This is a genomic window from Burkholderia sp. WSM2230, from assembly GCF_000472445.1.
In the GTDB taxonomy this organism is placed as follows: domain Bacteria; phylum Pseudomonadota; class Gammaproteobacteria; order Burkholderiales; family Burkholderiaceae; genus Paraburkholderia.
On sequence record NZ_AXAJ01000014.1, the window covers coordinates 86,380 to 112,138 of the forward strand.

Sequence of the window (25,759 nt, forward strand, 5' to 3'; positions counted from 1 at the left end):
GGCAACTTTTGCATGATGGCCCTATAATTCGGCCTTCCGTGTAAAAGGACTGTCAGTCAGTGTCTTCCTCTTCCGAGACTCTTCTCGAACTGCGCGACGTCGACTTCGGTTACGGCGACCGGCTCGTACTGTCGAACCTGAATCTGCGCTTTCAGCGCGGGCAGGTTGTCGCGGTCATGGGCGGTTCGGGCTGCGGCAAGACCACGGTGCTGCGGCTGATCGGCGGTCTCGTGCGCGCGCAGCGCGGCGAGATTCTGTTTCACGGCGAGGACGTCGGCGGCCAGACCCGCGAGGGCTTGTACGCGCTGCGCCGCAAGATGGGCATGCTGTTCCAGTTCGGCGCGCTGTTCACGGACATGTCGGTGTTCGAGAACGTGGCGTTTGCGCTGCGCGAGCACACCGACCTTCCCGAGGAACTGATCCGCGACCTGGTGTTGATGAAGCTCAACGCCGTCGGCCTGCGCGGCGCGCGCGACCTGCTGCCTTCGGAAATTTCCGGCGGCATGGCGCGGCGTGTGGCGCTTGCGCGCGCCATCGCCCTCGATCCCGAACTGATGATGTACGACGAGCCGTTCGCCGGCCTCGACCCGATCTCGCTCGGCATCACCGCCAACCTGATCCGCGCGCTCAATCAGGCGCTCGGCGCGACGTCCATTCTGGTGACTCACGACGTGCCGGAGTCGTTCGCGATCGCCGACTACGTGTACTTCCTCGCCAACGGCGGCGTTCATGCCGAGGGTACGCCGGCGGAGCTGCGCGCGTCGACCGATCCGACGGTGCGGCAGTTCATCGACGGCGCGCCTGACGGCCCGTTCAAATTCCACTATCCGAGCAGGACGCCGCTCGCGGCGGACTTCGGCGTGGGCGGAGGTCAGTCATGATCGGCTCGTTGATCAACTCATCGATCCGCACAGTCGGCCGCTCGGTGCTCGACGGCCTCGGCACGGCCGGCTATGCGACGCGCTTTTTCTTCCGGCTGCTATTCGAATTCTTTCCGCTGCTGCGCCGTCCGCGCCTTGTCACGAAGCAGATCCACTTCGTGGGTAATTATTCGCTGGTGATCATCGCGGTATCGGGGCTGTTCGTCGGCTTCGTGCTTGGCTTGCAGGGCTACTACACCTTGAACCGCTACGGCTCCGAACAGGCGCTCGGGCTGCTCGTCGCGCTTTCGCTCGTGCGCGAACTCGGGCCGGTGGTCACGGCGCTGCTGTTCGCCGGCCGCGCCGGCACGTCGCTCACCGCCGAGATCGGTCTCATGAAGGCCGGCGAGCAATTGACCGCAATGGAAATGATGGCGGTCGACCCGGTCAAGGTCGTGGTCGCGCCGCGTCTGTGGGCCGGCATTATTTCTATGCCGATTCTCGCGGCGATTTTCAGTGCGGTCGGCGTGACCGGCGGCTATGTGGTCGGCGTGCTGCTGATCGGTGTGGACGCCGGCGCGTTCTGGTCGCAAATGCAAGGCGGCGTGGACGTCTGGCGCGACGTGGGCGCGGGCGTCGTCAAAAGCGTGGTGTTCGGCCTTGCCGTGACGTTCGTGGCGCTCTTCCAGGGCTACGAAGCGCGGCCCACGCCGGAAGGCGTGTCGCGCGCCACGACCAAAACGGTCGTGTACGCGTCGCTCGCGGTGCTCGGCCTCGATTTTCTGCTGACCGCGCTGATGTTCAGCTAAGACTGCGTTGGCTGCCGGACGCTGCGGCGCTGGGCGCGCGCGGCGGAGCAACGGTGGAGCGACGACGGCGCGGCGGATTCACTTTGGGATGACAATGAAAAAGACTGCTCTCGACTTCTGGGTCGGCCTGTTCGTGGTGTTGGGTTTTGTGGCGTTGCTGTTTCTCGCACTGAAGGCCGGCAACATGAGTTCGCTGTCGTTCCAGGCGACCTATCCGGTCAAGCTGAAGTTCGACAATATCGGCGGATTGAAGGCGCGCGCGCCTGTGAAGAGCGCGGGCGTGACGGTCGGCCGGGTCGCCTCGATTGGTTTCGACAGCAATGCTTATCAGGCGCTCGTCACGATCGACATCGACAGGCAATACCAGTTTCCGAAAGATACGTCGGCGAAGATCCTGACTTCCGGGCTGCTCGGCGAGCAATACATCGGGCTCGAGCCGGGCGGCGATTCCGAGGTGCTTAAAGCCGGCGACACGATTTCCATGACGCAATCGGCAATCGTGCTCGAAAACCTGATCGGACAGTTCCTCTACAGCAAAGCGGCCGATTCGGGCGCATCGAAGCCGGGCGCCGCATCGACGGCACCGACGGCACCGACGGCACAGACGGCACCGGCGGCACCGACGGCACAGACGGCACCGGCGGCGGCCCCTGCGCCGGCGCCCGCGGCGGCTGTGCCCGCTTCCGGCTCGGCCGGTCAATAAGGAGAACAACAATGCAGACCTTACAGGCCGGAGGCGCACGCGTCTTCCGGGTGGCCAAACTGGCCGTCGCGGCCGCGGCGCTCGCCGGCTGCACCACGGTGCAGACGCCGACCAAGGGCGATCCGCTCGAGGGCCTCAACCGCACCATCTTCACCGTCAACGACAAGCTCGACCAGTACGCGCTGAAGCCGGTCGCCAAGGGCTACGTGTTCATCACGCCGCAGCCGGTGCGCGACAGCGTGACAAACTTCTTCTCGAACATCGGCGACGTCTACATTGCGGCGAACAATCTGCTGCAGTTGAAGATCACCGACGGCGTAGAGGACATCATGCGGATCGTGATCAACACGGTCTTCGGTGTCGGCGGCCTGTTCGACGTGGCCACGCTCGCCAAGCTGCCCAAGCACGACAACGACCTCGGGCTCACGCTCGGCCACTACGGCGTGCCGGCGGGTCCGTATCTGGTCCTGCCGCTCTTTGGCCCGAGCACCGTGCGCGACGCGGTCGGCTCGATCGGCAATTACTATGTGAACCCGCTCAGCTATGTCGATCCACCGGGCCTGAGCTGGGCGCTGTACGGCCTGAACATCGTCAACACGCGCGCGAATCTGCTGAATGCGAGCGACGTGCTGGAAGGCGCCGCGCTGGACAAATATTCGTTCGTGCGCAACGCGTATCTGCAGCGTCGCCAGTATTTGTTGTCGGATGGCAAGCAGTCGCAGGCGCTGCCGAACTATGGCGATGAAGCGCCGCTGCCGAAGTACGACGACGTCGACGGCACGGCCGCCGGCGCGCCGGCAGGCGCGGTGACCGGAACGGCGGGCGCGGCGGGAACGGGCAGTGCTGCTGCGAAGGCGCCGGCGGCGTCCGGCGCGAGCGCCGCGACGCCACCGCAGACGGCTTCGGGTGCGGCGGGGACCGACAACGCCGCCAACAACGCCGCCAACAACGCGGCCGCGCCCCAAGCCGCTTCGGGCGCTGCTGAGACGCCGCCGCTCGACATCAACGGCGGTCCGGAAACCACGCAAATCCCGGCGGGGCAACTGGTGCCGCCCACGCGCTTCAACTTTCCGTCGTTCAAGTTGCGTTGACGGCGGCGGTGCGGCCGTAACAGATCGATACGACTCTCGCAGTTTGCGCATGGATTGCCGCTGAACTCGCGTGTTAATGTCCGCTCAAACGGTTGCACTATTTTTTACGCAAGGCTCGATATGAAAAAATTCTTCCTCATTCCGTTGTTTGCCGCGTTGTTCTCGTTCATGAGTGCCGGCGCATCGGCGCAAGCTGTGGACAGCAGCGCGCCTGACGTACTCATCAAAACGGTGACCCAGCAGGTGATCGACGCAGTGCGTGCGGACAAGTCGATCCAGCAGGGCGACATTTCGCATATCACGCGTCTCGTCAACGAAAAGATCCTGCCGTACACCGACTTCCGCCGCACCACGCAACTGGCGATGGGCCGCAACTGGCGCACGGCGACGCCCGAGCAGCAGGCTCAGGTGGTCGAACAGTTCAAGATGCTGCTGATCCGCACGTATTCGGGCGCGCTCGCGCAGGTGCGCGACCAGCAGATCCAGTACAAGCCGTTCCGCATGAACCCGGACGACACCGACACGGTGGTGCGTTCGGTCGTCATGAACAACGGTTCGCCGATCGAGCTGGACTATCGTCTCTACAAGACGCCGCAAGGCTGGCGCGTGTATGACATCAACGTGCTCGGCGCGTGGCTGATCCAGGCTTATCAGCAGCAGTTCAACGAGCAGATCCAGCAGAAGGGCGTCGACGGACTGATCCAGTTCCTCACGCAGCGCAACCAGCAACTCGCCGCGGGCAAGCAGTCGTGAGCGAAGTGCTGAGCCCCGTCGCCAATCGCTTCGCGAGCGGCGCGACGCTGACCCACGCGAGCGCGAGCGCCGCGCTCGCGGCGGGGCTGGAGCGGATCGCGGCAGGCGCGCGCGGCGTCGACTGCGCGCCGCTTACGCAGTTCGATTCCTCGGCGCTGGCTGTGCTTCTCGCGTGGCGGCGAGCCGGCGAGGCGCGCGGCGGCGCGTTCGAAGTTCACAATCTGCCGGCCGGGCTGGCCAGTCTCGCACAAGCCTACGGCGTGGACACGCTGATCGCCGGTGCCATGAATGACGGTCGCGCCGACTGAGCGATTCGGCGCCTGCCGGCGGTCCCACCGCCCGGTTCTTGTCTTACAGAGCGCTGGCCGCCAGGGCGGCGCTCGCATCGCCCGGCGCGCTGATCGCGCCTGTTCGAATCCCCCCAACTGAGATAGGGCCGGCAGGTTTTGCCCTATAATCAACCGTTTTTTGGGGCATGGTTCGGGCCACCCAACCCGCCCCGACTCCGTTTCTTTCCAGCACTTTGCGCCCGCCCAGGGCTCCTTTAAGCGCCGCGATGCACGCGGCGCACTGTCATGTCAGCCATAGAAATTCGTAACGTCAAAAAGCGCTACAAGGACTTGCAGGCGCTCAAGGGCGTCAGCCTCACGGTGGAAGAAGGCGAGTTCTTCGGGCTGCTCGGTCCGAACGGCGCGGGCAAGACAACGCTCATCAGCATTCTCGCGGGCCTCGCGCGCGCGGACGAAGGCAGCATCGCCGTGCGCGGCCACGACGTGGTCGACGATTTCCGCGCGGCCCGTCGCGCGTTGGGCGTGGTGCCGCAGGAACTCGTGTTCGATCCGTTCTTCACCGTGCGCGAAACGTTGCGCATCCAGTCCGGCTACTACGGGCTGCGCAACAACGACGCGTGGATCGACGAGATCATGGCCAACCTCGATCTCACGGATAAAGCCGATGCCAACATGCGCGCGCTGTCGGGCGGCATGAAGCGCCGCGTGCTGGTCGCGCAGGCGCTGGTGCACCGGCCGCCCGTCATCGTGCTCGACGAGCCGACTGCCGGCGTCGACGTCGAATTGCGCCAAACGCTGTGGAAGTTCATTTCGCGCCTGAATCGCGAAGGCCATACCATCGTGCTGACCACGCACTATCTGGAAGAGGCCGAGTCGCTGTGCGACCGCATCGCCATGCTGCGTCGCGGCGAGGTGGTGGCGCTCGATCGCACGAGCACGCTGCTGCAACGCTTTGCCGGCATGCAGTTGTTCGTGCGCTTCGCGCAAGGCGTACTGCCCGCTGAACTGCGGCTGCTCGAAGCCGAAGGCGGCGCAGGCAACGGCAATGGCCGCCAGCACCTGCTGCGCCTCGCGAGCTATGACGACGTCGAGAAAATTCTCGCGCAATGCCGTGCAGCAGGCTGTACGTTCGAAGAAATCGAGGTCCGCAAAGCCGACCTCGAAGACGTATTCGTTCAGGTAATGAACGGTCCGGAAGTAATCGAGGGGCTCGCATGAGCGGCTATAGCGGTTTCGGCACGCTGTTCTACAAAGAAATTTTGCGCTTCTGGAAAGTGTCATTCCAGACGGTGCTCGCGCCTATCATCACGGCGCTGCTGTATCTGACCATTTTCGGCCACGCGCTGCGCAATCACGTGCAGGTTTATCCGGGCGTCGAATACACGAGCTTCCTCGTGCCGGGCCTCGTGATGATGAGCGTGCTGCAGAATGCGTTTGCGAACAGTTCTTCTTCGCTGATCCAGTCGAAAATCACCGGTAATCTGGTGTTCGTGCTGCTGCCGCCGCTTTCGCACTACGAGATGTTCGCAGCCTACGTGCTCGCGGCGGTCGCGCGCGGCCTCGCGGTCGGCTTCGGCGTGTTCATCGTGACGATCTGGTTCGTGCCGGTGAGTTTCGCGGCGCCGCTCTACATCATTCTGTTTGCGATTTGCGGCGCGGCGATTCTCGGCACGCTCGGTCTGATTGCGGGCATCTGGGCCGAGAAATTCGACCAGCTCGCCGCGTTCCAGAACTTTCTGATCATGCCGCTCACGTTTCTCTCCGGCGTGTTCTACTCGACGCATACGCTGCCGCCGGTGTGGCGCGAGGTGTCGCGGCTCAATCCGTTTTTCTACATGATCGACGGCTTTCGCTACGGTTTCTTCGGGATGTCGGATATCGATCCGCTCGCGAGCCTTGCGATTGTCGCCGGTTTCTTCGTGGTGCTGGCCGTGGTGGCGATGCGCATGCTCGCATCCGGCTACAAGCTGCGCCACTGACGAGGAGCTTCTCTCATGTTGCCGACTCCCGAACAGGTCAAGCAATACATAGCCGCTGGGCTCGCCTGCCAGCATCTCGAAGTCGAAGGCGACGGTCAGCATTTCTTTGCGACCATCGTTTCGCCGAGCTTCGAGGGCAAGCGGCTGATCCAGCGTCATCAACTCGTGTACGCGGCGCTCGGCGACCGCATGCGCGAAGAAATCCACGCGCTCAGCATGAAAACGCTGACGCCCGCCGAATGGCAGAACGCGTAATCTGGAAATTTAGTGCGAATTACTCAGGAAGGGCGCGACGCCGGCAGCGGCGCGCCGAACACAATTCAAGCAGTCCCGGCTCAGGTCCGGGTCGATCAGGAACAGACAGGCATGGACAAACTCGTCATTGAAGGTGGCTACCCGCTGTCGGGTGAGGTCGTTGTCTCGGGTGCGAAGAACGCGGCGTTGCCGATTCTGTGCGCGGGTCTGCTGAGCGCGGAGCCGGTGCAGCTCGACAACGTGCCCGATCTGCAGGACGTGCGCACCATGCTCAAGCTGCTCGGGCAGATGGGCGTGCGCATCGAAAGCGGCGAGGGCCGCGTGTCGCTCGACGCGTCGAAGGTCGACAACCTCGTCGCGCCGTATGAAATGGTGAAAACCATGCGCGCGTCGATCCTCGTGCTCGGGCCGCTCGTCGCCCGTTTCGGCCAGGCGCGCGTGTCGCTGCCGGGCGGTTGCGCAATCGGCGCGCGTCCCGTGGATCAGCACATCAAGGGCCTGCAGGCAATGGGCGCTGAGATCACGATCGAGCACGGCTTCATCGAAGCGCGCGCCAAGCGTCTGAAAGGCGCGCGCATCATCACCGACATGATCACGGTGACGGGCACCGAAAATCTGCTGATGGCGGCGGTGCTCGCGGAAGGCGAGACGGTCATCGAGAACGCGGCGCGCGAGCCCGAAGTCGGCGATCTGGCCCATCTGCTGGTTCAGATGGGCGCCAGAATCGAAGGCATCGGCACGGATCGTCTGGTGATTCAGGGCGTGGACAAGCTGCACGGCGCGAAGCACACGGTGATTCCGGACCGGATCGAAGCCGGCACGTTCCTGTGCGCGGTAGCCGCGGCGGGCGGCGACGTCACGCTGCGAAAGGTGCGTCCGCAGATTCTGGAAGCCGTGACGGCCAAGCTGCGCGAAGCGGGCGTCACGATCGAGGAAGGCGACGACTGGATGCGCGTGCGCATGGACAAGCGTCCGACCGCGGTGTCGTTCCGCACGTCTGAATATCCGGCGTTCCCGACCGACATGCAGGCGCAGTTCATGGCGCTGAACGCCGTGGCGGAGGGCAAGGCGCAGGTCGTCGAAACGATCTTCGAAAACCGCTTCATGCACGTGCAGGAGCTGAACCGCCTCGGCGCCAACATCACCACGGACGGCAAGACCGCGCTCGTGACCGGCGTCGACAAGCTCTCCGGCGCGAAGGTGATGGCGACGGATCTGCGCGCGTCGGCGAGTCTCGTGATCGCGGCGTTGCGCGCGGAAGGCGAAACGCTGATCGACCGCATCTACCATCTGGATCGCGGTTACGACCGGATGGAAACCAAGCTGAACGCGATTGGCGCGAAGGTGCGTCGAGTTTCCGGGAGCGAGGCATGAGCTCGACGCCGCAAACCTCGAACTCGCCCGCGGTGAGCGCGCCGCTCACGCTGGCGTTGTCGAAGGGGCGTATCTTTGAGGAAACGCTGCCGCTTCTCGCCGCGGCCGGTATTGAAGTGGCCGAAGATCCGGAAAGCTCGCGCAAGCTGATCCTGCCGACCACCGACGCGAATCTGCGCGTGATCATCGTGCGCGCGACCGACGTGCCGACCTACGTGGAATATGGCGCAGCTGATTTCGGCGTCGCGGGCAAAGACGTGCTGCTGGAACACGGCGGCAGCGGCTTGTATCAGCCGGTGGACCTGGACATTGCGCGCTGCCGCATGTCGGTCGCGGTGGCCGCGGGTTTCGATTATGTGAACGCGGTGCGCCAGGGCGCCCGCTTGCGCGTCGCGACCAAATACGTGGAGACGGCACGCGAGCATTTCGCCGCCAAGGGCGTGCACGTCGATCTGATCAAGCTGTACGGTTCGATGGAACTGGCGCCGCTAGTCGGCCTCGCGGATGCGATCGTCGACCTGGTGAGCTCGGGCAATACCTTGCGCGCGAACAATCTCGTGGAGGTGGAGGAAATCATGCAGATTTCGTCGCGCCTCGTAGTGAACCAGGCGGCGCTGAAGCTCAAGCGCGCCGCATTGCGGCCGATTCTCGACGCGTTCGAACGCGCGACGAAAACCGGCCTTGCCGCCGCCTGACATCTGGATCGAACCAGTCTGACCTTGCTTTAAAGCGCGCCTTACCGAAACGGATACCCGTATGTCTATCAAGATTCGCAAACTCGATTCCGCCGCTGCCGACTTCAGGAAGTCGCTGCATGCGGTGCTCGCGTTCGAGGCGAGCGAAGACGAAGCAATCGAGCGCTCGGTCGCGCAGATCCTGAACGACGTGAAGGCGCGCGGCGACGCGGCGGTGCTCGAGTACACGAACCGCTTCGACCGTCTGAACGCCCAGAGCGTCGCGGCGCTGGAGTTGCCGATTTCGGAGCTGGAAGCGGCGCTCGAAAGTCTGGAACCGAAGCGCCGGGCCTCGCTGGAAGCCGCGGCGGCGCGCGTGCGCGGCTATCACGAGAAGCAGAAAATCGAGTGCGGCAGCCATAGCTGGCAATACACGGAAGCCGACGGCACCGTGCTCGGCCAGAAAGTGACGCCGCTCGACCGCGTCGGCATTTACGTGCCGGGCGGCAAGGCGGCGTATCCGTCTTCGGTGCTGATGAATGCGATTCCGGCGCGGGTGGCCGGCGTGCGCGAAATCATCATGGTCGTGCCCACGCCGGACGGCGTGAAGAATCCGCTGGTGCTGGCGGCTGCGTTGCTCGGCGGCGTGGACCGCGTGTTCACCATTGGCGGCGCGCAGGCCGTGGCCGCGCTCGCGTACGGCACCGAAACCGTGCCGGCCGTCGACAAGATTTGCGGCCCGGGCAACGCGTATGTGGCGTCGGCGAAGCGCCGCGTATTCGGCACGGTGGGCATCGACATGATCGCCGGGCCGTCGGAAATTCTCGTGCTGTGCGACGGCACGACCGATCCGCGCTGGGTCGCGATGGACCTGTTCTCGCAGGCCGAGCACGACGAACTCGCGCAGTCCATCCTGCTGTGTCCGGACGACGCGTTCATTGGCCGCGTGCAGGACGCCATCGACGAACTGCTGCCCACCATGCCGCGCCGCGACGTGATCCAGGCGTCGCTGGAAGGACGCGGCGCGCTCATCAAGGTCCGCGACATGGCCGAAGCCTGCGCGATTGCCAACGACATCGCGCCGGAACACCTGGAAATTTCGGCGCTGGAGCCGCATCAGTGGGGGCAACTGATCCGCCATGCGGGCGCGATCTTCCTTGGCCGCTACACGAGCGAGAGTCTCGGTGACTACTGCGCCGGGCCGAACCACGTTCTGCCTACGTCGCGCACCGCACGGTTCTCGTCGCCGCTCGGCGTCTATGATTTCTTCAAGCGCTCCAGCGTGATAGAAGTGAGCGCGGAAGGCGCGCAGACGCTTGGCGAGATCGCTGCCGAACTGGCGTACGGCGAAGGCTTGCAGGCGCACGCGCGAAGCGCGGAATACCGGATGCGGCAAGGTAGCTGAGCGGCGAAGCCAGCAAGTCTCGGCTGAGCAGAGAGGCAGCAAGGCGGCAAGGCAGCAAGGCGGCAAGGCAGCAAGGCGGCAAGGCAGCAAGGCGGCAAGGCAACGAAGCGGTCGGGCGCGACCGGATCACGACCACGAAGCATCACCAAGGCATGCGCGAGCCGCCCGCTGGAACCACGAGTCCGGCTCAAAGCATGGTCGAGCCGGTCAACCGACTCGGCGTAGCTTCCGCCTGACATCGCACAAGCCGTTCGACCACCGCGCATCTTATAACGACAACCCAGACCAACCCGGCGCGGCGAGCCAGCCGCGCAACGAGGCGTGTCCGAAGCGTTGCATGCCCCTGATGCATGCGACGCCCGGCCCGGCCCACTGACTTATGACAACACCTCAAGACATCATTCGCCAAGACGTGCTCGCGATGACGAGCTATCCGGTACCGGACGCCACGGGCTACATCAAGCTCGACGCTATGGAAAATCCGTTTCCGCTGCCGCCGGTTCTGGCCGCGCATCTCGGCGAGCATCTGGCTGGCGTCGCGCTGAACCGTTACCCGGCGCCGCGCCCCGAAGCGCTCATCGAGAAGATCAAGCGCGTGATGGGCGTGCCAGCCGGTTGCGACGTACTGCTCGGCAACGGCTCGGACGAGATCATCAGCATGCTCTCGGTGGCGTGCGCGAAGCCGGGCGCCAAGGTGCTGGCGCCAGTGCCGGGTTTCGTCATGTATCAGATGTCGGCGAAGCTCTCGAACATGGAATTCGTCGGCGTGCCGCTAAACGCCGATTTCACGCTCGACACGGACGCGATGCTCGCGGCAATCGCGCAGCACGAACCAGCGATCATCTACCTCGCGTACCCGAATAATCCGACCGGCACGCTGTTCGACAATGCCGACATGGAGCGCATCATCGCCGCCGCGACGAAGAGCCTCGTGGTGATCGACGAGGCCTATCAACCGTTCGCACAGCGAAGCTGGCTGCCGCGCGCGGACGCGTTCAACAATGTGGTCGTGATGCGGACTGTATCGAAGCTCGGTCTTGCCGGGATCCGGCTCGGCTATCTGGTCGGCAAGCCCGCGTGGCTTACGGAGCTGGACAAGGTGCGCCCGCCGTACAACACCAACGTGCTGACCCAGGCGGCGGCCGATTTCCTGCTGGATCACGTCGACGTGCTCGACTCGCAGGCCGAGAAACTGCGCGAAGAACGTGCGAAACTGGCCGCGGCTGTTGCTGCATTGCCAGGCGCCGAAGTGTTTCCGAGCGCCGGCAACTTTCTGCTGGTGCGCGTGCCCGACGCCTCCATTCTGTTCGAAACCCTGCTCACGGCGCGGGTATTGATCAAAAACGTGAGTAAAATGCACCCATTGCTGGCGAATTGCGTGCGTTTGACCGTTGGTTCTCCCGACGAAAACGCCCAGTTGCTCGCCGCTCTCAAACTCGTTTTGCACTGAGCCGCGGCCTGCCGCTTCCCGCCCACACTACTATCGCTTTCTAGCTCGATTCGAGGAATTACCATGCGCCTTGCGGAAGTCGTTCGCAACACTAGCGAAACGCAGATCCGTGTGAAGATCAACCTGGACGGCACCGGTCAGCAGAAGCTGGCCACCGGCGTGCCGTTTCTGGACCACATGCTCGACCAGATCGCGCGGCATGGCCTATTCGATCTCGACATTGAAGCGCATGGCGACCTGCATATCGACGACCACCACACGGTCGAAGACACCGGCATCACGCTCGGCCAGGCTGTCGCCAAGGCAATCGGCGACCGCAAGGGCATTCGCCGCTACGGCCATTCCTACGTGCCGCTCGACGAGGCGCTGTCGCGCGTCGTGATCGACTTCTCGGGCCGTCCGGGCCTCGAATTCCACGTGCCGTTCACCCGCGCGCGCATCGGCACGTTCGATGTGGATCTGTCGATCGAATTTTTCCGCGGCTTCGTGAACCACGCGGGCGTGACGCTGCATATCGACAATCTGCGCGGCATCAACGCTCACCATCAACTGGAAACGGTGTTCAAGGCCTTCGGCCGCGCGCTGCGCATGGCGGTGGAACTGGACGAACGCGCGGCGGGGCAGATTCCGTCGACCAAGGGCAGCCTTTAAGCGACTTTTTACCCGGACCGGGACGCGCTTTACGCGCGCCCGATGTTCAATGGATATTCTGAAGTCGTTTATCTCGCTGCTTGCGCTGATCAATCCGATCGGCGCCATTCCGTTCTTCATGAGTCTGACGGCGCATCAAAGCGACGCCGAACGGCGCAGAACGATCCGGATCGCGGCTATTTCGGTGTTCTGCGTGATTGCGGTGACCACGCTGTTCGGACAGCAGATCATCAGCTTCTTTGGCATTTCGGTCGGTTCGCTGGAAGTGGGCGGCGGGATCATCATGCTGTTGATGGCGATCAACATGCTCAACGCGCAGATCGGGAACAGTCGTTCGACACCCGAAGAGCGCGATGAAGCCGAGCAGAAGGACAACATCGCGGTCGTGCCGCTGGCCATTCCGCTGTTGACCGGCCCGGGCGCAATCAGCACGACGATCGTCTACGCGGCGAGCTCGCCGCACTGGTACGACCGGATTGGCTTGATTGTCATCGGCGCGGTGCTGGCGGCGATCTGCTTTTTTTCGCTGCGCCTTGCTGAACCGATTGCACGCTGGGTTGGTCGCACCGGTATCAACATCGGCACGCGGCTGATGGGTTTGATGTTGTCGGCGCTGGCGGTGGAATTCATCGTCGACGGATTGAAGGCTTTGCTGCCTAACTTGAAATGAAAACTTCGATAGCGATTGTGGATTACGGCATGGGCAACCTGCGCTCGGTGGCGCAGGCGTTGCGCAAGGCCGCGCCGGAAGCGGACGTGGCGATCGTCGACAAGCCGGAAGCGATCCGCGCGGCCGACCGCGTGGTGCTGCCCGGCCAGGGCGCGATGCCCGACTGCATGCGCAGTCTCGCCGAATCGGGCCTGCAGGAAGCGGTGGTGGAAGCGTCGCGCGCGAAGCCGCTGATGGGCGTGTGCGTCGGCGAGCAGATGCTGTTCGACTGGAGCGCGGAAGGCGACACGCCGGGCCTCGGCCTCTTGCCGGGCAAAGTGCTGCGCTTCGACCTGGAAGGCCAGGTGCAGGACGACGGCTCGCGCTTCAAGGTCCCGCAAATGGGCTGGAACCGCGTGCGTCAGGCGCAGCCGCATCCGCTGTGGGACGGCGTGACGGACAACGCGTTCTTCTACTTCGTGCATAGCTATTACGTAGCGCCGGACAATGCGGCGCACACGTCCGGCGAGACGGTGTACGGCGTGCCCTTTACCTCGGCGGTGGCGCGGGATAACATCTTCGCCACCCAATTCCACCCGGAAAAGAGCGCCGAAGCGGGGCTGCGCGTGTATCGCAACTTCGTGCACTGGAACCCGTGAGCGCCTTTCTTCCTTCTGTCGCCGCGCGCTGTCCCGCCACCAGCGGGGCTCTCGTCGCGCGCCGCAGCCGCCGCACCCTCATTGCGCCTTGCGCCGCCTGGGCGCAAGGGCGTCGAAAGAGTTGTACTAAACTAGCGAGACGGCGTTCCGGCAGGCTGGCCGACCAGCCGCCGCCGCCGACCATCAACCCCTTCCCAGACAACACCCGATTGCTATGCTGCTGATCCCCGCCATCGACCTGAAAGATGGTCAGTGTGTACGCCTCAAACAGGGCGATATGGACCAGGCGACGATATTCTCCGAGGAACCGGCGGCGATGGCCCGACATTGGGTCGAACGCGGCGCGCGTCGTTTGCACCTCGTCGACCTGAACGGCGCATTCGCCGGCAAGCCGAGGAACGAAGACGCGATCCGCGCGATCATCGAGGAAGTGGGCGGCGAGATTCCCGTGCAGCTTGGCGGCGGCATCCGCGACCTGAACACAATCGAGCGCTATCTCGACGACGGTCTCGAGTACGTGATCATCGGCACGGCCGCGGTCAAGAATCCGGGCTTTCTGCAGGACGCGTGCACGGCGTTCGGCGGCCATATCATCGTCGGGCTCGATGCGAAAGACGGCAAAGTCGCAACCGACGGCTGGAGCAAGCTGACCGGCCACGAAGTGGCCGACCTCGCGCGCAAGTTCGAGGACTACGGCTGCGAGTCGATCATTTACACCGATATCGGCCGTGACGGCATGCTCCAGGGCATCAACATCGAGGCCACGGTGCGCCTTGCGCGCGCCGTGAAGATTCCGGTGATCGCGAGCGGCGGGCTGTCGAACCTGACGGACATCGAATCGCTTTGCGAAGTCGAGGACGAAGGCATTGAAGGCGTGATCTGCGGCCGGGCCATTTATTCGGGCGACCTGGATTTTTCAGCGGCGCAGACTCTGGCGGACCGGCTGCGCGAATCGGACGACGCCTGAGCGGCCGCAACGCGCGCGGGCGAATGCGCGCGGGCGGGCACGGCGGCGCGAGTGGCATGGTTGGCAACGTTTTGCCGCGCCTGCGGACGGCGCTAGAACCGGCGCTCGGACCACTGCTTGAACCACCGCCCGGCGCGGCGCACGCAACACCCACGCCGGCATGCCGCACGATCCACGGCGCAACGGGCGGCGGCTGCGAAAGCAGCGCCTTAGCGCCAGCCGTGGCACCTGCCTGCGGAAACACGGCTAGCCACCCGGCACATCACCGCTCGCGTGCACCGGAAGCGAGCGGCCCCATCAGCGGTATTGGCAGAATTGCAAGATCATGGCTCTAGCTAAACGCATCATTCCCTGTCTCGACGTCACCGCCGGCCGCGTGGTCAAAGGCGTCAATTTCGTCGAACTGCGCGACGCGGGCGATCCCGTGGAAATCGCGCGCCGTTACGACGATCAGGGCGCGGACGAACTCACTTTCCTCGACATCACTGCGACTTCGGACCAGCGCGACCTGATCCTGCCGATCATCGAGGCGGTCGCCTCGCAGGTCTTTATCCCGCTGACGGTCGGCGGCGGCGTGCGCGCCGTCGAAGATGTGCGGCGCCTGCTCAATGCGGGCGCGGACAAGATCAGCATGAACTCGTCGGCGGTCGCGAATCCGCAGCTCGTGAAAGACGCCACCGACAAATACGGCTCGCAGTGCATCGTCGTCGCTATCGACGCGAAGCGCGTGTCCGCCGAAGGCGAGCCGCCACGCTGGGAAGTCTTCACGCACGGCGGGCGCAAGGCGACCGGCCTTGAAGCCGTTCAATGGGCGCGCAAGATGGCCGAACTCGGCGCCGGCGAAATTCTGTTGACCAGCATGGACCGCGACGGCACCAAAAGCGGCTTCGACCTTGCGCTCACGCGCGCGGTATCCGACGCGGTGCCGGTTCCGGTGATCGCCTCGGGCGGCGTCGGCAATCTGCAGCATCTCGCCGACGGCATCAGGAGCGGCCACGCGGACGCCGTGCTTGCCGCCAGCATCTTCCACTATGGCGAACACACGGTCGGCGAGGCCAAGCGCTTCATGGCCGAGCAGGGCATTTCGGTGAGGTTGTGAAGTGGTAAATCCGACGGCAGTCAATTGGCTCGACAAGGTGAAGTGGGACGCGAACGGCCTCGTGCCGGTCATCGCGCAGGAAGCGTCGACAAACGACGTGCTGATGTTCGCGTGGATGAACCGCGAGGCATTGGCCAAAACCATAGAACTCGGGCGCGCCGTGTACTTTTCGCGCTCGCGCCAGCGCCTGTGGTTCAAGGGCGAGGAGTCCGGCCACGTGCAGCATGTGCATGAAGTGCGGCTCGATTGCGACGAAGACGTCGTGTTGCTGAAAGTGGAGCAGGTGTCAGGCATTGCATGCCACACCGGCCGCCACTCGTGCTTTTTCCAGAAATTCGAAGGCACCGCGGACGATGGCGACTGGATTGCCGTCGATCCTGTCCTGAAAGACCCCGAACACATCTACAAATGACGCAGACCACCCAAGCCGCAACCGCCACGCCCTCCACGACCGACACGCTGATGCGCCTCGCTGCGATCATCGACAGCCGCAAGGGCGGCGATCCGGACGTGTCGTATGTGTCGCGCCTATTCCACAAGGGCGACGACGCGGTGCTCAAGAAGATCGGCGAAGAGGCCACCGAAGTCGTACTGGCCGCCAAGGACACGCGCCACGGCGGCGAGACGAAGGCGCTGGTCGGCGAGGTCGCGGACCTGTGGTTCCATTGCCTCGTGATGCTGTCGCACTACGATCTGAGCCCGGCGCATGTGCTCGCCGAACTCGAGCGCCGCGAAGGCATGTCGGGCATCGAGGAAAAAGCGCTGCGCAAGAGCCGCGAGCGTGAGCAGAACGGCGACTGAGCGTGCCGTTTCGGCGAATGCGGTCGATTTGACTATTTGGCCGCTCCGCCTTGAAGTGGCAAGCGCCGGCACCCACATTGCAGTGAACGCATCCGGACAACCCATTCGCGGGAGGACGCAGCATGGAACAGTCGCACGGGAGTTATCCGCCGCCGGCTTACCGCCACGCTATGGAGCCGGAGCGGGAACGCAGCCTGCGCACGCTCACGCATGTGCTGTACGCGCTCTATGCGGTCCACTGGCTGACGGGCGGACTGACGATCATCGTCGCGATCATCATCAATTATGTGAAGCGGGGCGACGCCGCGGGCACGCCGTATGAACAGCACTTCGAGTGGCAGATCCGCACCTTCTGGATCGGCCTCGTCGGTTATGCGATTGGCGGGCTGCTGGTGTTCGTCGTGATCGGCATTGCGCTGCTGTGGGCCGTCAGCATCTGGATGTTGTACCGTATTATCAAGGGCTGGCTGTATCTGTACGATAACAAGCCGCTTGTGAATCCGCGGGCGTGGTTCTGATTTCGTCCGATGTTTAGCGGACGGCGGGCGCGGCTCACCGCGCCGTCTTAGACCACGCTTCGCGCTTAGCCATACCGCTTCAGGAATGCGATGAGTCACGACCCGAATTGCCTCTTTTGCAAGATCGCCGCCGGCGAGATCCCATCCACCAAAGTGCATGAAGACGAAGAGTTTCTTGCCTTCCGCGACATCCGTCCGGCGGCCGAAACCCATGTGCTGGTCATTCCGCGCAAACACATCGCCACGCTCAGCGATTGCACCGAAAGCGATGCGCCGCTGCTTGGTAGAATGATTCTTTTGGCCGCACGACTCGCGGATCAGTTGGGCGTGGCGTACACCGGTGGCGAAACCGGCTTCCGCACTGTCATCAATACTGGTCCGGGCGGCGGGCAAGAGGTGTATCACCTGCACGCGCACATTCTCGCGGGACCGCGCCCCTGGCAGCGCATGGGCTGACGAAGCAATTTCCGGCGAAATCGGGGGTGGTACTGCCGGTCGCCGGGCGCGCCAGCATTATTTCTGACGGGTTGTAATTTTGGCGACGCGGTGTCTCGTCACAATACACGCCGGGTTTTGGCGGTTTGGCGGCGAATGCAGCACGTCGGCAAGGGCCGCAACGCTGCTGTAAGGTATAGATGAAGCGCGTGCGCTTCCATTCACGCCGCAAGGCAGACGAATTTTTTGCCGCACAGTGTGCGGCGTCGGGGTTAAGGAGAGTAGTCATGGGTTCATTGAGCATTTGGCATTGGTTGATCGTGTTGTTAATCGTGGCGCTCGTGTTCGGCACGAAGAAGCTGCGCAATATCGGCGGCGATCTGGGTGGCGCCGTGAAGGGCTTCAAGGAAGGCATGCGGGAAAACGAAACACCGCCGGCGGACGGGCAGCAGCGCGAACTGCCGCGCAACGGCGCTGTGGATGTGGAAGCCAAGGAAAAAACCCCGCGTTCGGGCGATTACCGCTAAGCCGCGGGCCCACCGCGTTACCGACGGACATTTCCCTCCATGCTGGACCTCGGTCTAACCAAGATGGCGCTGATCGGCGTCGTCGCTCTGGTCGTGCTCGGCCCTGAGCGGTTGCCGCGCGTCGCCCGCACGGCCGGGGCGCTGTTTGGTCGCGCGCAGCGCTATATCAACGACGTCAAGGCGGAAGTCACGCGGGAAATCGAGCTCGACGAATTGCGTCGCATGAAGACCGAGTTCGAGACGGCGGCGAGCAATGTGGAAACCGCCGTTCAGGAAAATCTGCGCAAGCACGAAACCGAGTTGAACGACGCGTGGAACAGCGGCACGTCGGTGTCGCCGAGCATTGCCGGCGGCGCTGTCGAAGACGCCGGCAATGCTTCGTGGCAAACCAGCACGCCCGCCGCGACGACGAGGCGCAAAAACTGGCGCGTCAAGCAAACCGCCATGCCCACCTGGTATAAGCGCGCCACCACGCGGCGCACGCGCGTGCAGTCGGGCGCAGCGCGCGTCGCGCGGCATACGCCTGCCAGCATGCGTCGTCCGACGCGGTTTTTCTGATGACCAGAACGACAATCTCTAACCGAGGGCCGGTGTGAGCGACCCCCAGAAAAGCCAGGAAGAAGGCACTGAAGAGACCTTCATTTCCCACCTCGTCGAACTGCGCGACCGCATCATCCGCGCGGGCCTTGCCGTCATCGTGGTGTTTGTCGGGCTGGTGTATTGGGCGCCGGATATCTTCCGGCTGCTGGCGCGGCCGCTCATGAACAATCTGCCGAAAGACGGCAAGATGATTGTGACCGACGTCACCGGCTCGTTCTTCGTGCCGATGAAAGTGACGATGCTGGTCGCCTTCGTGATCGCGCTGCCTTTCGTGCTGTACCAGATCTGGGCGTTCGTCGCGCCGGGTCTTTATCAGCACGAGAAAAAGCTGGTTGGGCCGTTGGTCGGCAGCAGCTACACGCTGTTCCTTTGCGGCATGGCGTTCGCGTACTTCGTCGTGTTTCCTACCATCTTCCGCGTGATGGCGCATTACAACGCGCCCCTCGGTGCGGAAATGACGACGGATATCGACAATTACCTGAGCTTCGTGCTCACCATGTTCATTGCGTTCGGCGTGACGTTCGAAGTGCCGATCGTCGTCGTGTTGCTGGTGCGCATGAATGTGGTGACGCTGAAAAAACTGAAAGAAGTGCGGCCGTATGTGATTGTCGGCGCATTCGTCATTTCGGCGGTGGTCACGCCGCCCGATGTGTTCTCGCAGCTCATTCTGGCGATTCCGCTGATCGTGCTGTACGAGGCCGGTATCATCGCGGCGCGGTTGATTGTCGGCAAGCAAACCGCTGTGGTCGAAGACGCCAGTCCGCCCGGCTGATATGTCGCGCGGGCGGCTCGATCAGGCGGCGCTTGATCTGAACGGCAAAGCAAAAGGGCAGTCCTTGACGGACTGCCCTTTTGCTTTTTGCCTGCGGATCGTTCAGCTGGCGATTGCGCGCCTTGTTCGGCGTGCGCGGCGCGTTCAACCGCCTTCGTCGTCCGGCTGGTCGCTGTCGTCGGCGGGCTGTTTCGGCGGCGGCGGGCGCTTGCCGATGATCACGTCCACATCCAGCTGGCGGTTCTTGCGCACCAGATGCACCTTCGCGGCCGTGCCCGGCTTGATCTGTGCAATCACGTTCAGCAAGCGGGTGGTGTCGGTGATTTCCTGGCCGTTCACGTTCATCAGAATGTCGCCCGGCTTGATCCCCGCGCGGTCGGCGGGACCGTTCTTAAGCACGCCTGCCACAATCGCGCCCGACTTCTGGTCGAGCCCAAACGACTCGGCAATCTCGGGCGTGACGTCTTGCGGTTCCACGCCGATCCAGCCGCGCGTGACCGAGCCGGTGGTAATGATGCTCTCCAGTACGCTGCGCGCGGTCGATACCGGGATCGCGAAGCCAATGCCGAGCGAGCCGCCCGAGCGCGAATAAATGGCGGTGTTGATGCCGAGCAGATTGCCGTTCACGTCGACGAGCGCACCGCCCGAGTTGCCGGGATTGATCGCCGCATCGGTCTGGATGAAGTTCTCGAAGGTATTGATGCCGAGGTGATTGCGGCCGAGCGCGCTCACGATGCCCATGGTGACCGTCTGCCCGACGCCAAACGGATTGCCGATGGCCAGCACCACGTCGCCCACGTGCGTCTGCTCCATGCGGCCGAGCGTGATGGTGGGCAGGTTGGTCATGTTGACCTTAAGCACGGCGAGATCCGTTTCGGGATCGATGCCGATCACCTTGGCATTCGTGGTGCGGCCGTCGGCGAGTGCGATTTCGATCTGATCTGCGCCGTCGACAACGTGCTGGTTCGTTAGAATGTACCCTTCCGAACTCACTATCACCCCGGAGCCCAGGTTCGCGGCCGGCTGCTCGCGCTGCTTGCGATTGTTCTTGTCGCCGAAGAAGTAGCGGAACAGCGGGTCTTTCGCACGCGCATCCGGCGGCAGTGAGCCATCTTTGCTGGAGAACACATTGACGACCGCGGGCATGGCCTTCTGGGCGGCGTCCGCGTAAGACGTCGTTGCGGGCCCGCTGCCAATGCCGGGCGCCACTTCCCGCAGCGCGACGATCGGTTCGGCAAGTTGCTTGCCGAATTGCCCTTGACGCTGGAGCCACTGCGGTTTGAGGGTCGCGATGATGAACATCAGCGCCAACAGCACAGTCACCGCTTGGGCGAAGAACAGCCAGAAGCGTCTAAGCATCTGAAGACTAGAGGTTTATATGGATCGGATCGAACTTGAATTGTACTTGAACAATCTCCTTGAAACCGCGCGCTTCAAGGACTATTGCCCGAACGGTCTGCAAGTGGAAGGGCGCCGCAAGATCGGCAAACTCGCGACGGGCGTGACCGCGTCCGTGGCGTTTCTGGAAGCGGCGCTCGATTGGGGCGCGGACGCCGTGCTGGTTCATCACGGCTACTTCTGGCGCAACGAGGCGCCGCAGATCACCGGCCGCAAATACGCGCGCCTGAAGCTGCTGCTCGCCAACGACCTCAACCTCTTCGCCTATCACCTGCCGCTCGACGATCACCCCGAATTCGGCAACAACGCGCAGATCGGCGCAAAGATGGGCTGGATCAGCGACGCGCGCTTCGGCGAGAACGACCTCGGCTGGCTCGCCACCTTCGCCATGCCGATCACGCTCGCGCACTTCACGGCGGAAATCGAGCAGACGCTCGGCCGCACGCCGCTCGTGTTCGGCGACCCGGATCGCATGTTGCGCCGCGTGGCGTGGTGCACGGGCGCCGCGCAAGGCATGTTCGACGCGGCCATCAACGCCGGCGCCGATGTCTATCTGACGGGCGAGGTATCGGAGTCGGTCATGCACACGTCGGCGGAAAGCGGCGTCGCGTTTCTCGCGGCCGGGCATCATGCGACCGAGCGCTTCGGTGTGCAGGCGGTCGGCAAGCACCTATCAGAGCAGTTCGATATCGAGCACCTCTTTATCGATATCCCGAATCCGGTTTAAGCGTCGAATTAGCAAAAGCGTATTAGCGAAGAAAAAAGCTCGAATAACGGAGGGGGCACTTAAAAGGAGGTGCGAAAAAGTTTGCGATCTGTACGGAGAAACCCTGAGTTATCAAGGGGTTCGCACGGTTTTTGGCAATCGGCCCTTGTAAATGGCGACTCCATTCGAGCAAACTAGCGGCGGTAGAAGCGACCTGAAGGAAAATCCAACTCAGAAGTGGGGCGTGTGATGCGAGACAAGGAAGATGAACGCGTCGACGGCAGCCGCCGTACCTGGCTGATAGCGACGACCGTAGCAGGTGGCATTGGAGGCGTTGCCACTGTCGTACCCTTTGTTAGTTCGTTTGCACCATCTGAAAAAGCCAAGGCAGCCGGAGCGCCGGTCGAAGTCGACATCAGCGATCTGAAGCCCGGCGACATGAAGACCGTGGCCTGGCGCGGCAAGCCGGTGTGGATCATCCACCGCACCGACAAGATGCTCGCCGATGTCAAGAAAGCCGATAACGAAGTAGCCGATCCCCACTCGAAGAATCCGTTTTCGCTGCCGTTGCCGGACTACTGCAACAACGAATTCCGTTCGCGTACCGACCACAAGAATATTCTTGTCGCCGTCGCTGTCTGCACCCATCTGGGCTGCACGCCGACGCCGCGCTTCCAGGAGGGCGCGCAGCCCAATCTTCCGGACGACTGGCCAGGCGGCTTTCTGTGCCCGTGCCACGGTTCGACCTATGACATGGCCGGCCGCGTCTTCAAGAACAAACCCGCGCCGCAGAACCTCGACATCCCGCCTTATATGTTCACGTCGGCCAATGGGCTCGTGATCGGCAAGGACGAGAAAGGAGAAGCGTAATGGCGATCGAACACGAAGTAGAGACGACCGGGCTTGTCGGCTGGCTCGACCGGCGCTTTCCGTTCACGTCCACGTGGAAAAAGCATGTTTCCGAGTACTACGCGCCGAAGAACTTCAACTTCTGGTACTTCTTCGGCTCGCTCGCGTTGCTGGTGCTGGTCAACCAGATCGTCACAGGCATCTTCCTCACGATGAACTACAAGCCCGACGCGACGCTTGCGTTCGCCTCGGTCGAGTACATCATGCGCGAGGTGCCGTGGGGCTGGCTGATCCGCTATTTGCATTCCACGGGCGCGTCGATGTTCTTTGTGGTCGTCTATCTGCATATGTTCCGCGGGCTCCTTTACGGCTCGTACCGCAAGCCGCGCGAACTCGTGTGGATTTTCGGCTGCGCGATCTTTCTGTCTCTCATGGCCGAGGCGTTTTTCGGCTATCTGCTGCCGTGGGGCCAGATGTCGTTCTGGGGCGCGCAGGTGATCGTGAACCTGTTCTCGGCGATTCCGTTCATCGGCCCGGACCTGTCGCTGTGGATTCGCGGCGACTACGTGGTGTCGGACGTCACGCTGAACCGCTTCTTCGCATTTCACGTGATCGCAATTCCGCTGGTGCTGCTCGGGCTGGTCGTTGCGCACCTCGTCGCGCTGCACGAGGTGGGCTCCAACAACCCGGACGGCATCGAGATCAAGGCGAAGAAGGGCGCGGATGGCATTCCGCTCGACGGAATCCCGTTCCACCCGTACTACTCGGTGCACGATTTCATGGGGGTGTCGATCTTCCTGATGATCTTCGCGGCGATCATTTTCTTCGCGCCGGAAATGGGCGGGTACTTCCTCGAAGCCAATAACTTCGTGCCGGCCAATCCGCTGCAGACGCCGCCGGAAATCGCGCCGGTCTGGTACTTCACCGCCTTTTACGCGATGCTGCGCGCCACTACCGACCCGTTCAAGATCGTCCTGATGGTCGTCATCGCGCTGCTCGGCCTGCTCGCGCTCGTGCGCGCGCGCGGCAAGTGGAAGCTCGGCTTGCCGGTGCTCGCGGTTCTGGTGATTCTGGCCATGGCGTTCACCGAGTCGAAGTTCTGGGGTGTGGTGGTGATGGGCGGCGCGGTCATTTCGCTCTTTTTCCTGCCGTGGCTCGACCGGTCGCCCGTCAAGTCGATCCGTTACCGGCCGTTCTTCCACAAGGTGTTCTACGGGATCTTCGTGCTCGCGTTCCTCACGTTGGGCTTTCTCGGCACGAAACCGCCGTCGCCGGCCGCCACGTTGATTGCGCAGGTCTGCGCGCTGATCTACTTCGCGTTTTTCCTCGGCATGCCGTTCTGGACGCGGCTTGGCACGTTCAAGCAGCCGCCCGAGCGCGTGCGCTACAAGCCCCACTAATCGCGAGCGAGGAGAACACGAAGATGAAAAAGCTGCTTTCGACGTGCGCGCTGATCGGCGCGACACTGCTCGCGCTGTTGGCCGGCCCGGCATACGCGGACGAGAATTTCCATCTCGACCATGCGCCGGATAACGCTGACAATTTCGCTTCTTTGCAGCATGGTGCGCAATTGTTTGTAAACTACTGCCTGAATTGCCACAGCGCGAACCTGATGCGCTACAACCGGCTGACCGACCTCGGCATCACGCCGAACGAGATTCAGTCGAACCTGCTCTTCACGACGGACAAGATCGGCAACACGATGACGGTGGCGATGCGCCCGGACGACGCGAAAGCGTGGTTCGGCGCGAGTCCGCCGGACTTGTCGGTGGAAGCGCGGGCGCGCGGCAAGGATTGGCTGTACACGTATTTGCGCAGTTTTTATCGCGACAATACGCGGCCGACCGGCTGGAACAATCTGGTGTATGAAAACGTGAGCATGCCTCACGTGCTGTGGCAGCTTCAGGGGCAACGTACCGCGAAGTTCGGTGACGAAGTCGACGAAAGAACGGGCGAGACCGTGCACAAATTTGTGGGCTTCCAGCAGGTCACTCCGGGGACGATGTCGCCGGTAGATTATGATTCTGCTGTGGCCGACCTTGTGTCGTACCTGTCCTGGATGTCCGAGCCGACGCAGAAAACCCGCAAGCAACTTGGCGTGTGGGTGCTCTTGTTCCTCGGTATTCTGAGCTTTTTCGCCTGGCGACTGAACGCCGCGTACTGGAAACATATCAAATAATCACGCCGCTACACGGCGTGGGGCCGGCGCCAGGAAAAACCTGCTGAACGGTTTTTCCGCGCGCTGGCCCTTCAGCTTTTTGAGGAAACGTAAATCATGATGGTTCTGTATTCCGGCACTACTTGCCCGTTCTCCCAGCGTTGCCGGCTGGTGCTGTTCGAAAAGGGCATGGACTTCGAGATCCGCGACGTCGACCTGTTTAACAAGCCGGAAGACATCGCCGTGATGAATCCGTATGGTCAAGTGCCGATTCTCGTGGAACGGGACCTGATTCTGTACGAATCGAACATCATCAACGAGTATATCGACGAGCGCTTCCCGCACCCGCAACTCATGCCGGCCGATCCGGTGCAGCGCGCGCGCGCCCGCCTGTTCCTGCTGAACTTCGAGAAGGAACTGTTCGTCCACGTCGGCACGCTCGAGAACGAAAAGGGCAAAGCCGCCGAGAAGAACCACGAGAAGGCGCGTCTCGCGATTCGCGATCGCCTGACACAACTCGCGCCTATCTTCCTGAAGAACAAGTACATGCTCGGCGAAGAGTTCTCCATGCTCGACGTCGCAATCGCGCCGCTGCTGTGGCGTCTGGATCACTATGGCATTGAGCTGTCGAAGAACGCGGCGCCGCTGATGAAGTACGCCGAGCGCATTTTCAGCCGTCCGGCTTATATAGAGGCGCTCACGCCTTCGGAAAAGGTGATGCGTCGTTGAGTTGGGCTTTGGGCTCGGGCGCCGCGCGGCTGACTGCGCGCGCCCGTGCCCGGTAAGAGGACTGCTGATGCAAGAGATTTCCACCAAGCCTTACCTGTTGCGCGCGCTGTACGAATGGTGCACGGATAACGGCTACACGCCGCACATCGCCGTGCGCGTAGATAATCACACGCGTGTGCCGCGCCAGTTCGTGCGCGAAAACGAGATCGTGTTGAACATCAGTTTCGAGGCCACGAGCCAATTGCAGATGGGCAACGAGTGGATCGAGTTCAGCGCCCGTTTCTCCGGCAAGTCGCACAAGATCGAGGTGCCCGTCGCCAATGTTCTCGCGATCTACGCGCGCGAAAACGGGCAGGGTATGGCATTCCCGGTCGAGTCGACCGGCGGCGAGGCGCGCGATTCAGGCGCGGACGCTGAAACGGTCGAGCCGGTCGCGGAACCGGTCGCGCCGGCCACGCCGGCCGCACCGCGCGCGGTCGACAGCCCGTCCGCTGCTGACGCGCCCTCCAAAGCCGAGCCCGCGCCGGAGGGCGAGCCGCCCGACGACGACGGTTCGAAAGGTGGCGGGAGGGCTCGCCTCAAGCTCGTAAAATGAAGT

General features: G+C 63.0%; 32 protein-coding genes. 31 read left to right on the forward strand and 1 reads right to left on the reverse strand.

Annotated features, from left to right (window positions below; translation table 11 throughout):
• The first annotated feature begins 59 nt into the window (after positions 1 to 59).
• The 25 genes from A3AC_RS0123385 (at position 60) to tatC (ending at position 19,321) form a co-directional block, all read left to right on the forward strand.
• On the forward strand, positions 60 to 881 hold the full coding sequence (locus tag A3AC_RS0123385; RefSeq protein WP_025601859.1) for an ABC transporter ATP-binding protein: 822 nt from the start codon (positions 60 to 62) through the stop codon (positions 879 to 881).
• A complete protein-coding gene (gene mlaE / locus A3AC_RS0123390) occupies positions 878 to 1,669 on the forward strand; it encodes a lipid asymmetry maintenance ABC transporter permease subunit MlaE (RefSeq protein WP_051361676.1) in 792 nt (263 codons plus the stop codon). Before A3AC_RS0123385 ends, mlaE begins: the two co-directional genes overlap by 4 nt.
• 94 nt (positions 1,670 to 1,763) lie before the next feature.
• Positions 1,764 to 2,372, forward strand: coding sequence for an outer membrane lipid asymmetry maintenance protein MlaD (mlaD, locus tag A3AC_RS0123395; RefSeq protein WP_025601862.1), 609 nt, complete (start codon positions 1,764 to 1,766; stop codon positions 2,370 to 2,372).
• Positions 2,373 to 2,383: 11 nt separating this feature from the next.
• Positions 2,384 to 3,463, forward strand: coding sequence for an MlaA family lipoprotein (locus tag A3AC_RS0123400; protein ID WP_025601863.1), 1,080 nt, complete (start codon positions 2,384 to 2,386; stop codon positions 3,461 to 3,463).
• Between the two features lie 120 nt (positions 3,464 to 3,583).
• Entirely contained in the window at positions 3,584 to 4,216 is a 633-nt protein-coding gene (locus tag A3AC_RS0123405) for an MlaC/ttg2D family ABC transporter substrate-binding protein (protein ID WP_025601865.1), read from the forward strand.
• The gene (locus A3AC_RS0123410; RefSeq protein WP_025601866.1) at positions 4,213 to 4,524 is read left to right on the forward strand and encodes an STAS domain-containing protein; all 312 of its coding nucleotides are present in this window, start codon (positions 4,213 to 4,215) and stop codon (positions 4,522 to 4,524) included. The genes A3AC_RS0123405 and A3AC_RS0123410 overlap by 4 nt, the downstream gene beginning before the upstream one ends.
• A 267-nt stretch (positions 4,525 to 4,791) precedes the next feature.
• Positions 4,792 to 5,724: an ABC transporter ATP-binding protein gene (locus tag A3AC_RS0123415; protein WP_025601868.1), complete on the forward strand. Its 933-nt coding sequence runs from the start codon at positions 4,792 to 4,794 to the stop codon at positions 5,722 to 5,724.
• Complete coding sequence (locus A3AC_RS0123420; RefSeq protein WP_025601870.1) at positions 5,721 to 6,485, forward strand: ABC transporter permease; 765 nt, start codon at positions 5,721 to 5,723, stop codon at positions 6,483 to 6,485. Before A3AC_RS0123415 ends, A3AC_RS0123420 begins: the two co-directional genes overlap by 4 nt.
• A gap of 15 nt (positions 6,486 to 6,500) precedes the next feature.
• On the forward strand, positions 6,501 to 6,740 hold the full coding sequence (locus A3AC_RS0123425) for a BolA family protein (protein WP_006052280.1): 240 nt from the start codon (positions 6,501 to 6,503) through the stop codon (positions 6,738 to 6,740).
• A 111-nt stretch (positions 6,741 to 6,851) separates the two neighbouring features.
• Positions 6,852 to 8,114, forward strand: a complete 1,263-nt coding sequence (gene murA, locus A3AC_RS0123430) for a UDP-N-acetylglucosamine 1-carboxyvinyltransferase (RefSeq protein WP_025601872.1) — start codon at positions 6,852 to 6,854, stop codon at positions 8,112 to 8,114.
• Positions 8,111 to 8,809, forward strand: a complete 699-nt coding sequence (hisG, locus tag A3AC_RS0123435) for an ATP phosphoribosyltransferase (protein ID WP_025601873.1) — start codon at positions 8,111 to 8,113, stop codon at positions 8,807 to 8,809. Before murA ends, hisG begins: the two co-directional genes overlap by 4 nt.
• 61 nt (positions 8,810 to 8,870) lie before the next feature.
• The gene (gene hisD / locus A3AC_RS0123440) at positions 8,871 to 10,193 is read left to right on the forward strand and encodes a histidinol dehydrogenase (RefSeq protein ID WP_025601875.1); all 1,323 of its coding nucleotides are present in this window, start codon (positions 8,871 to 8,873) and stop codon (positions 10,191 to 10,193) included.
• Between the two features lie 379 nt (positions 10,194 to 10,572).
• On the forward strand, positions 10,573 to 11,643 hold the full coding sequence (gene hisC / locus A3AC_RS0123445; protein ID WP_025601876.1) for a histidinol-phosphate transaminase: 1,071 nt from the start codon (positions 10,573 to 10,575) through the stop codon (positions 11,641 to 11,643).
• A 63-nt stretch (positions 11,644 to 11,706) separates the two neighbouring features.
• Positions 11,707 to 12,294 carry an imidazoleglycerol-phosphate dehydratase HisB gene (gene hisB / locus A3AC_RS0123450; protein WP_013589774.1) on the forward strand — a complete coding sequence of 196 codons (588 nt, stop codon included), beginning with the start codon at positions 11,707 to 11,709 and terminating at the stop codon, positions 12,292 to 12,294.
• A 49-nt stretch (positions 12,295 to 12,343) separates the two neighbouring features.
• The gene (locus A3AC_RS0123455; RefSeq protein ID WP_025601879.1) at positions 12,344 to 12,964 is read left to right on the forward strand and encodes a YchE family NAAT transporter; all 621 of its coding nucleotides are present in this window, start codon (positions 12,344 to 12,346) and stop codon (positions 12,962 to 12,964) included.
• Complete coding sequence (gene hisH, locus A3AC_RS0123460; protein WP_025601881.1) at positions 12,961 to 13,602, forward strand: imidazole glycerol phosphate synthase subunit HisH; 642 nt, start codon at positions 12,961 to 12,963, stop codon at positions 13,600 to 13,602. Before A3AC_RS0123455 ends, hisH begins: the two co-directional genes overlap by 4 nt.
• Before the next feature lie 214 nt (positions 13,603 to 13,816).
• On the forward strand, positions 13,817 to 14,569 hold the full coding sequence (gene hisA / locus A3AC_RS0123465; protein ID WP_025601883.1) for a 1-(5-phosphoribosyl)-5-[(5-phosphoribosylamino)methylideneamino]imidazole-4-carboxamide isomerase: 753 nt from the start codon (positions 13,817 to 13,819) through the stop codon (positions 14,567 to 14,569).
• Between the two features lie 325 nt (positions 14,570 to 14,894).
• On the forward strand, positions 14,895 to 15,668 hold the full coding sequence (gene hisF, locus A3AC_RS0123470) for an imidazole glycerol phosphate synthase subunit HisF (protein ID WP_025601884.1): 774 nt from the start codon (positions 14,895 to 14,897) through the stop codon (positions 15,666 to 15,668).
• 1 nt (position 15,669) lies between these two features.
• The gene (gene hisI / locus A3AC_RS0123475) at positions 15,670 to 16,080 is read left to right on the forward strand and encodes a phosphoribosyl-AMP cyclohydrolase (protein WP_025601885.1); all 411 of its coding nucleotides are present in this window, start codon (positions 15,670 to 15,672) and stop codon (positions 16,078 to 16,080) included.
• On the forward strand, positions 16,077 to 16,469 hold the full coding sequence (locus tag A3AC_RS0123480; RefSeq protein ID WP_025601887.1) for a phosphoribosyl-ATP diphosphatase: 393 nt from the start codon (positions 16,077 to 16,079) through the stop codon (positions 16,467 to 16,469). Before hisI ends, A3AC_RS0123480 begins: the two co-directional genes overlap by 4 nt.
• A gap of 122 nt (positions 16,470 to 16,591) precedes the next feature.
• Positions 16,592 to 16,987: a DUF4870 family protein gene (locus tag A3AC_RS0123485; protein WP_025601889.1), complete on the forward strand. Its 396-nt coding sequence runs from the start codon at positions 16,592 to 16,594 to the stop codon at positions 16,985 to 16,987.
• Between the two features lie 90 nt (positions 16,988 to 17,077).
• Positions 17,078 to 17,443, forward strand: a complete 366-nt coding sequence (locus A3AC_RS0123490; protein WP_025601891.1) for a histidine triad nucleotide-binding protein — start codon at positions 17,078 to 17,080, stop codon at positions 17,441 to 17,443.
• Positions 17,444 to 17,709: 266 nt separating this feature from the next.
• Positions 17,710 to 17,949, forward strand: a complete 240-nt coding sequence (tatA, locus tag A3AC_RS0123495; RefSeq protein ID WP_025601892.1) for a Sec-independent protein translocase subunit TatA — start codon at positions 17,710 to 17,712, stop codon at positions 17,947 to 17,949.
• A 39-nt stretch (positions 17,950 to 17,988) separates the two neighbouring features.
• On the forward strand, positions 17,989 to 18,507 hold the full coding sequence (tatB, locus tag A3AC_RS0123500; RefSeq protein ID WP_025601894.1) for a Sec-independent protein translocase protein TatB: 519 nt from the start codon (positions 17,989 to 17,991) through the stop codon (positions 18,505 to 18,507).
• 34 nt (positions 18,508 to 18,541) lie between these two features.
• Entirely contained in the window at positions 18,542 to 19,321 is a 780-nt protein-coding gene (gene tatC, locus A3AC_RS0123505; protein ID WP_025601896.1) for a twin-arginine translocase subunit TatC, read from the forward strand.
• Positions 19,322 to 19,465: 144 nt separating this feature from the next.
• On the opposite strand, the gene A3AC_RS0123510 is transcribed toward tatC, so the two are convergent.
• Positions 19,466 to 20,680: a Do family serine endopeptidase gene (locus tag A3AC_RS0123510; protein WP_025601897.1), complete on the reverse strand. Its 1,215-nt coding sequence runs from the start codon at positions 20,678 to 20,680 to the stop codon at positions 19,466 to 19,468.
• 19 nt (positions 20,681 to 20,699) lie between these two features.
• On the opposite strand from A3AC_RS0123510, the gene A3AC_RS0123515 reads away from it, so the two are divergent.
• The 6 genes from A3AC_RS0123515 (at position 20,700) to A3AC_RS0123540 (ending at position 25,756) form a co-directional block, all read left to right on the forward strand.
• Positions 20,700 to 21,446 (forward strand): Nif3-like dinuclear metal center hexameric protein, encoded by a 747-nt coding sequence (locus A3AC_RS0123515; RefSeq protein WP_025601899.1) that lies wholly within the window; start codon positions 20,700 to 20,702, stop codon positions 21,444 to 21,446.
• Positions 21,447 to 21,674: 228 nt separating this feature from the next.
• Positions 21,675 to 22,295: a ubiquinol-cytochrome c reductase iron-sulfur subunit gene (gene petA / locus A3AC_RS0123520; protein ID WP_025601901.1), complete on the forward strand. Its 621-nt coding sequence runs from the start codon at positions 21,675 to 21,677 to the stop codon at positions 22,293 to 22,295.
• A complete protein-coding gene (locus tag A3AC_RS0123525; protein ID WP_025601903.1) occupies positions 22,295 to 23,674 on the forward strand; it encodes a cytochrome b in 1,380 nt (459 codons plus the stop codon). Before petA ends, A3AC_RS0123525 begins: the two co-directional genes overlap by 1 nt.
• Before the next feature lie 23 nt (positions 23,675 to 23,697).
• Positions 23,698 to 24,453, forward strand: a complete 756-nt coding sequence (locus tag A3AC_RS0123530) for a cytochrome c1 (RefSeq protein ID WP_025601905.1) — start codon at positions 23,698 to 23,700, stop codon at positions 24,451 to 24,453.
• Positions 24,454 to 24,549: 96 nt separating this feature from the next.
• Positions 24,550 to 25,161, forward strand: a complete 612-nt coding sequence (locus tag A3AC_RS0123535; RefSeq protein ID WP_006052302.1) for a glutathione S-transferase N-terminal domain-containing protein — start codon at positions 24,550 to 24,552, stop codon at positions 25,159 to 25,161.
• 67 nt (positions 25,162 to 25,228) lie between these two features.
• On the forward strand, positions 25,229 to 25,756 hold the full coding sequence (locus A3AC_RS0123540; protein ID WP_025601908.1) for a ClpXP protease specificity-enhancing factor: 528 nt from the start codon (positions 25,229 to 25,231) through the stop codon (positions 25,754 to 25,756).
• The last annotated feature ends 3 nt before the right edge of the window (positions 25,757 to 25,759 follow it).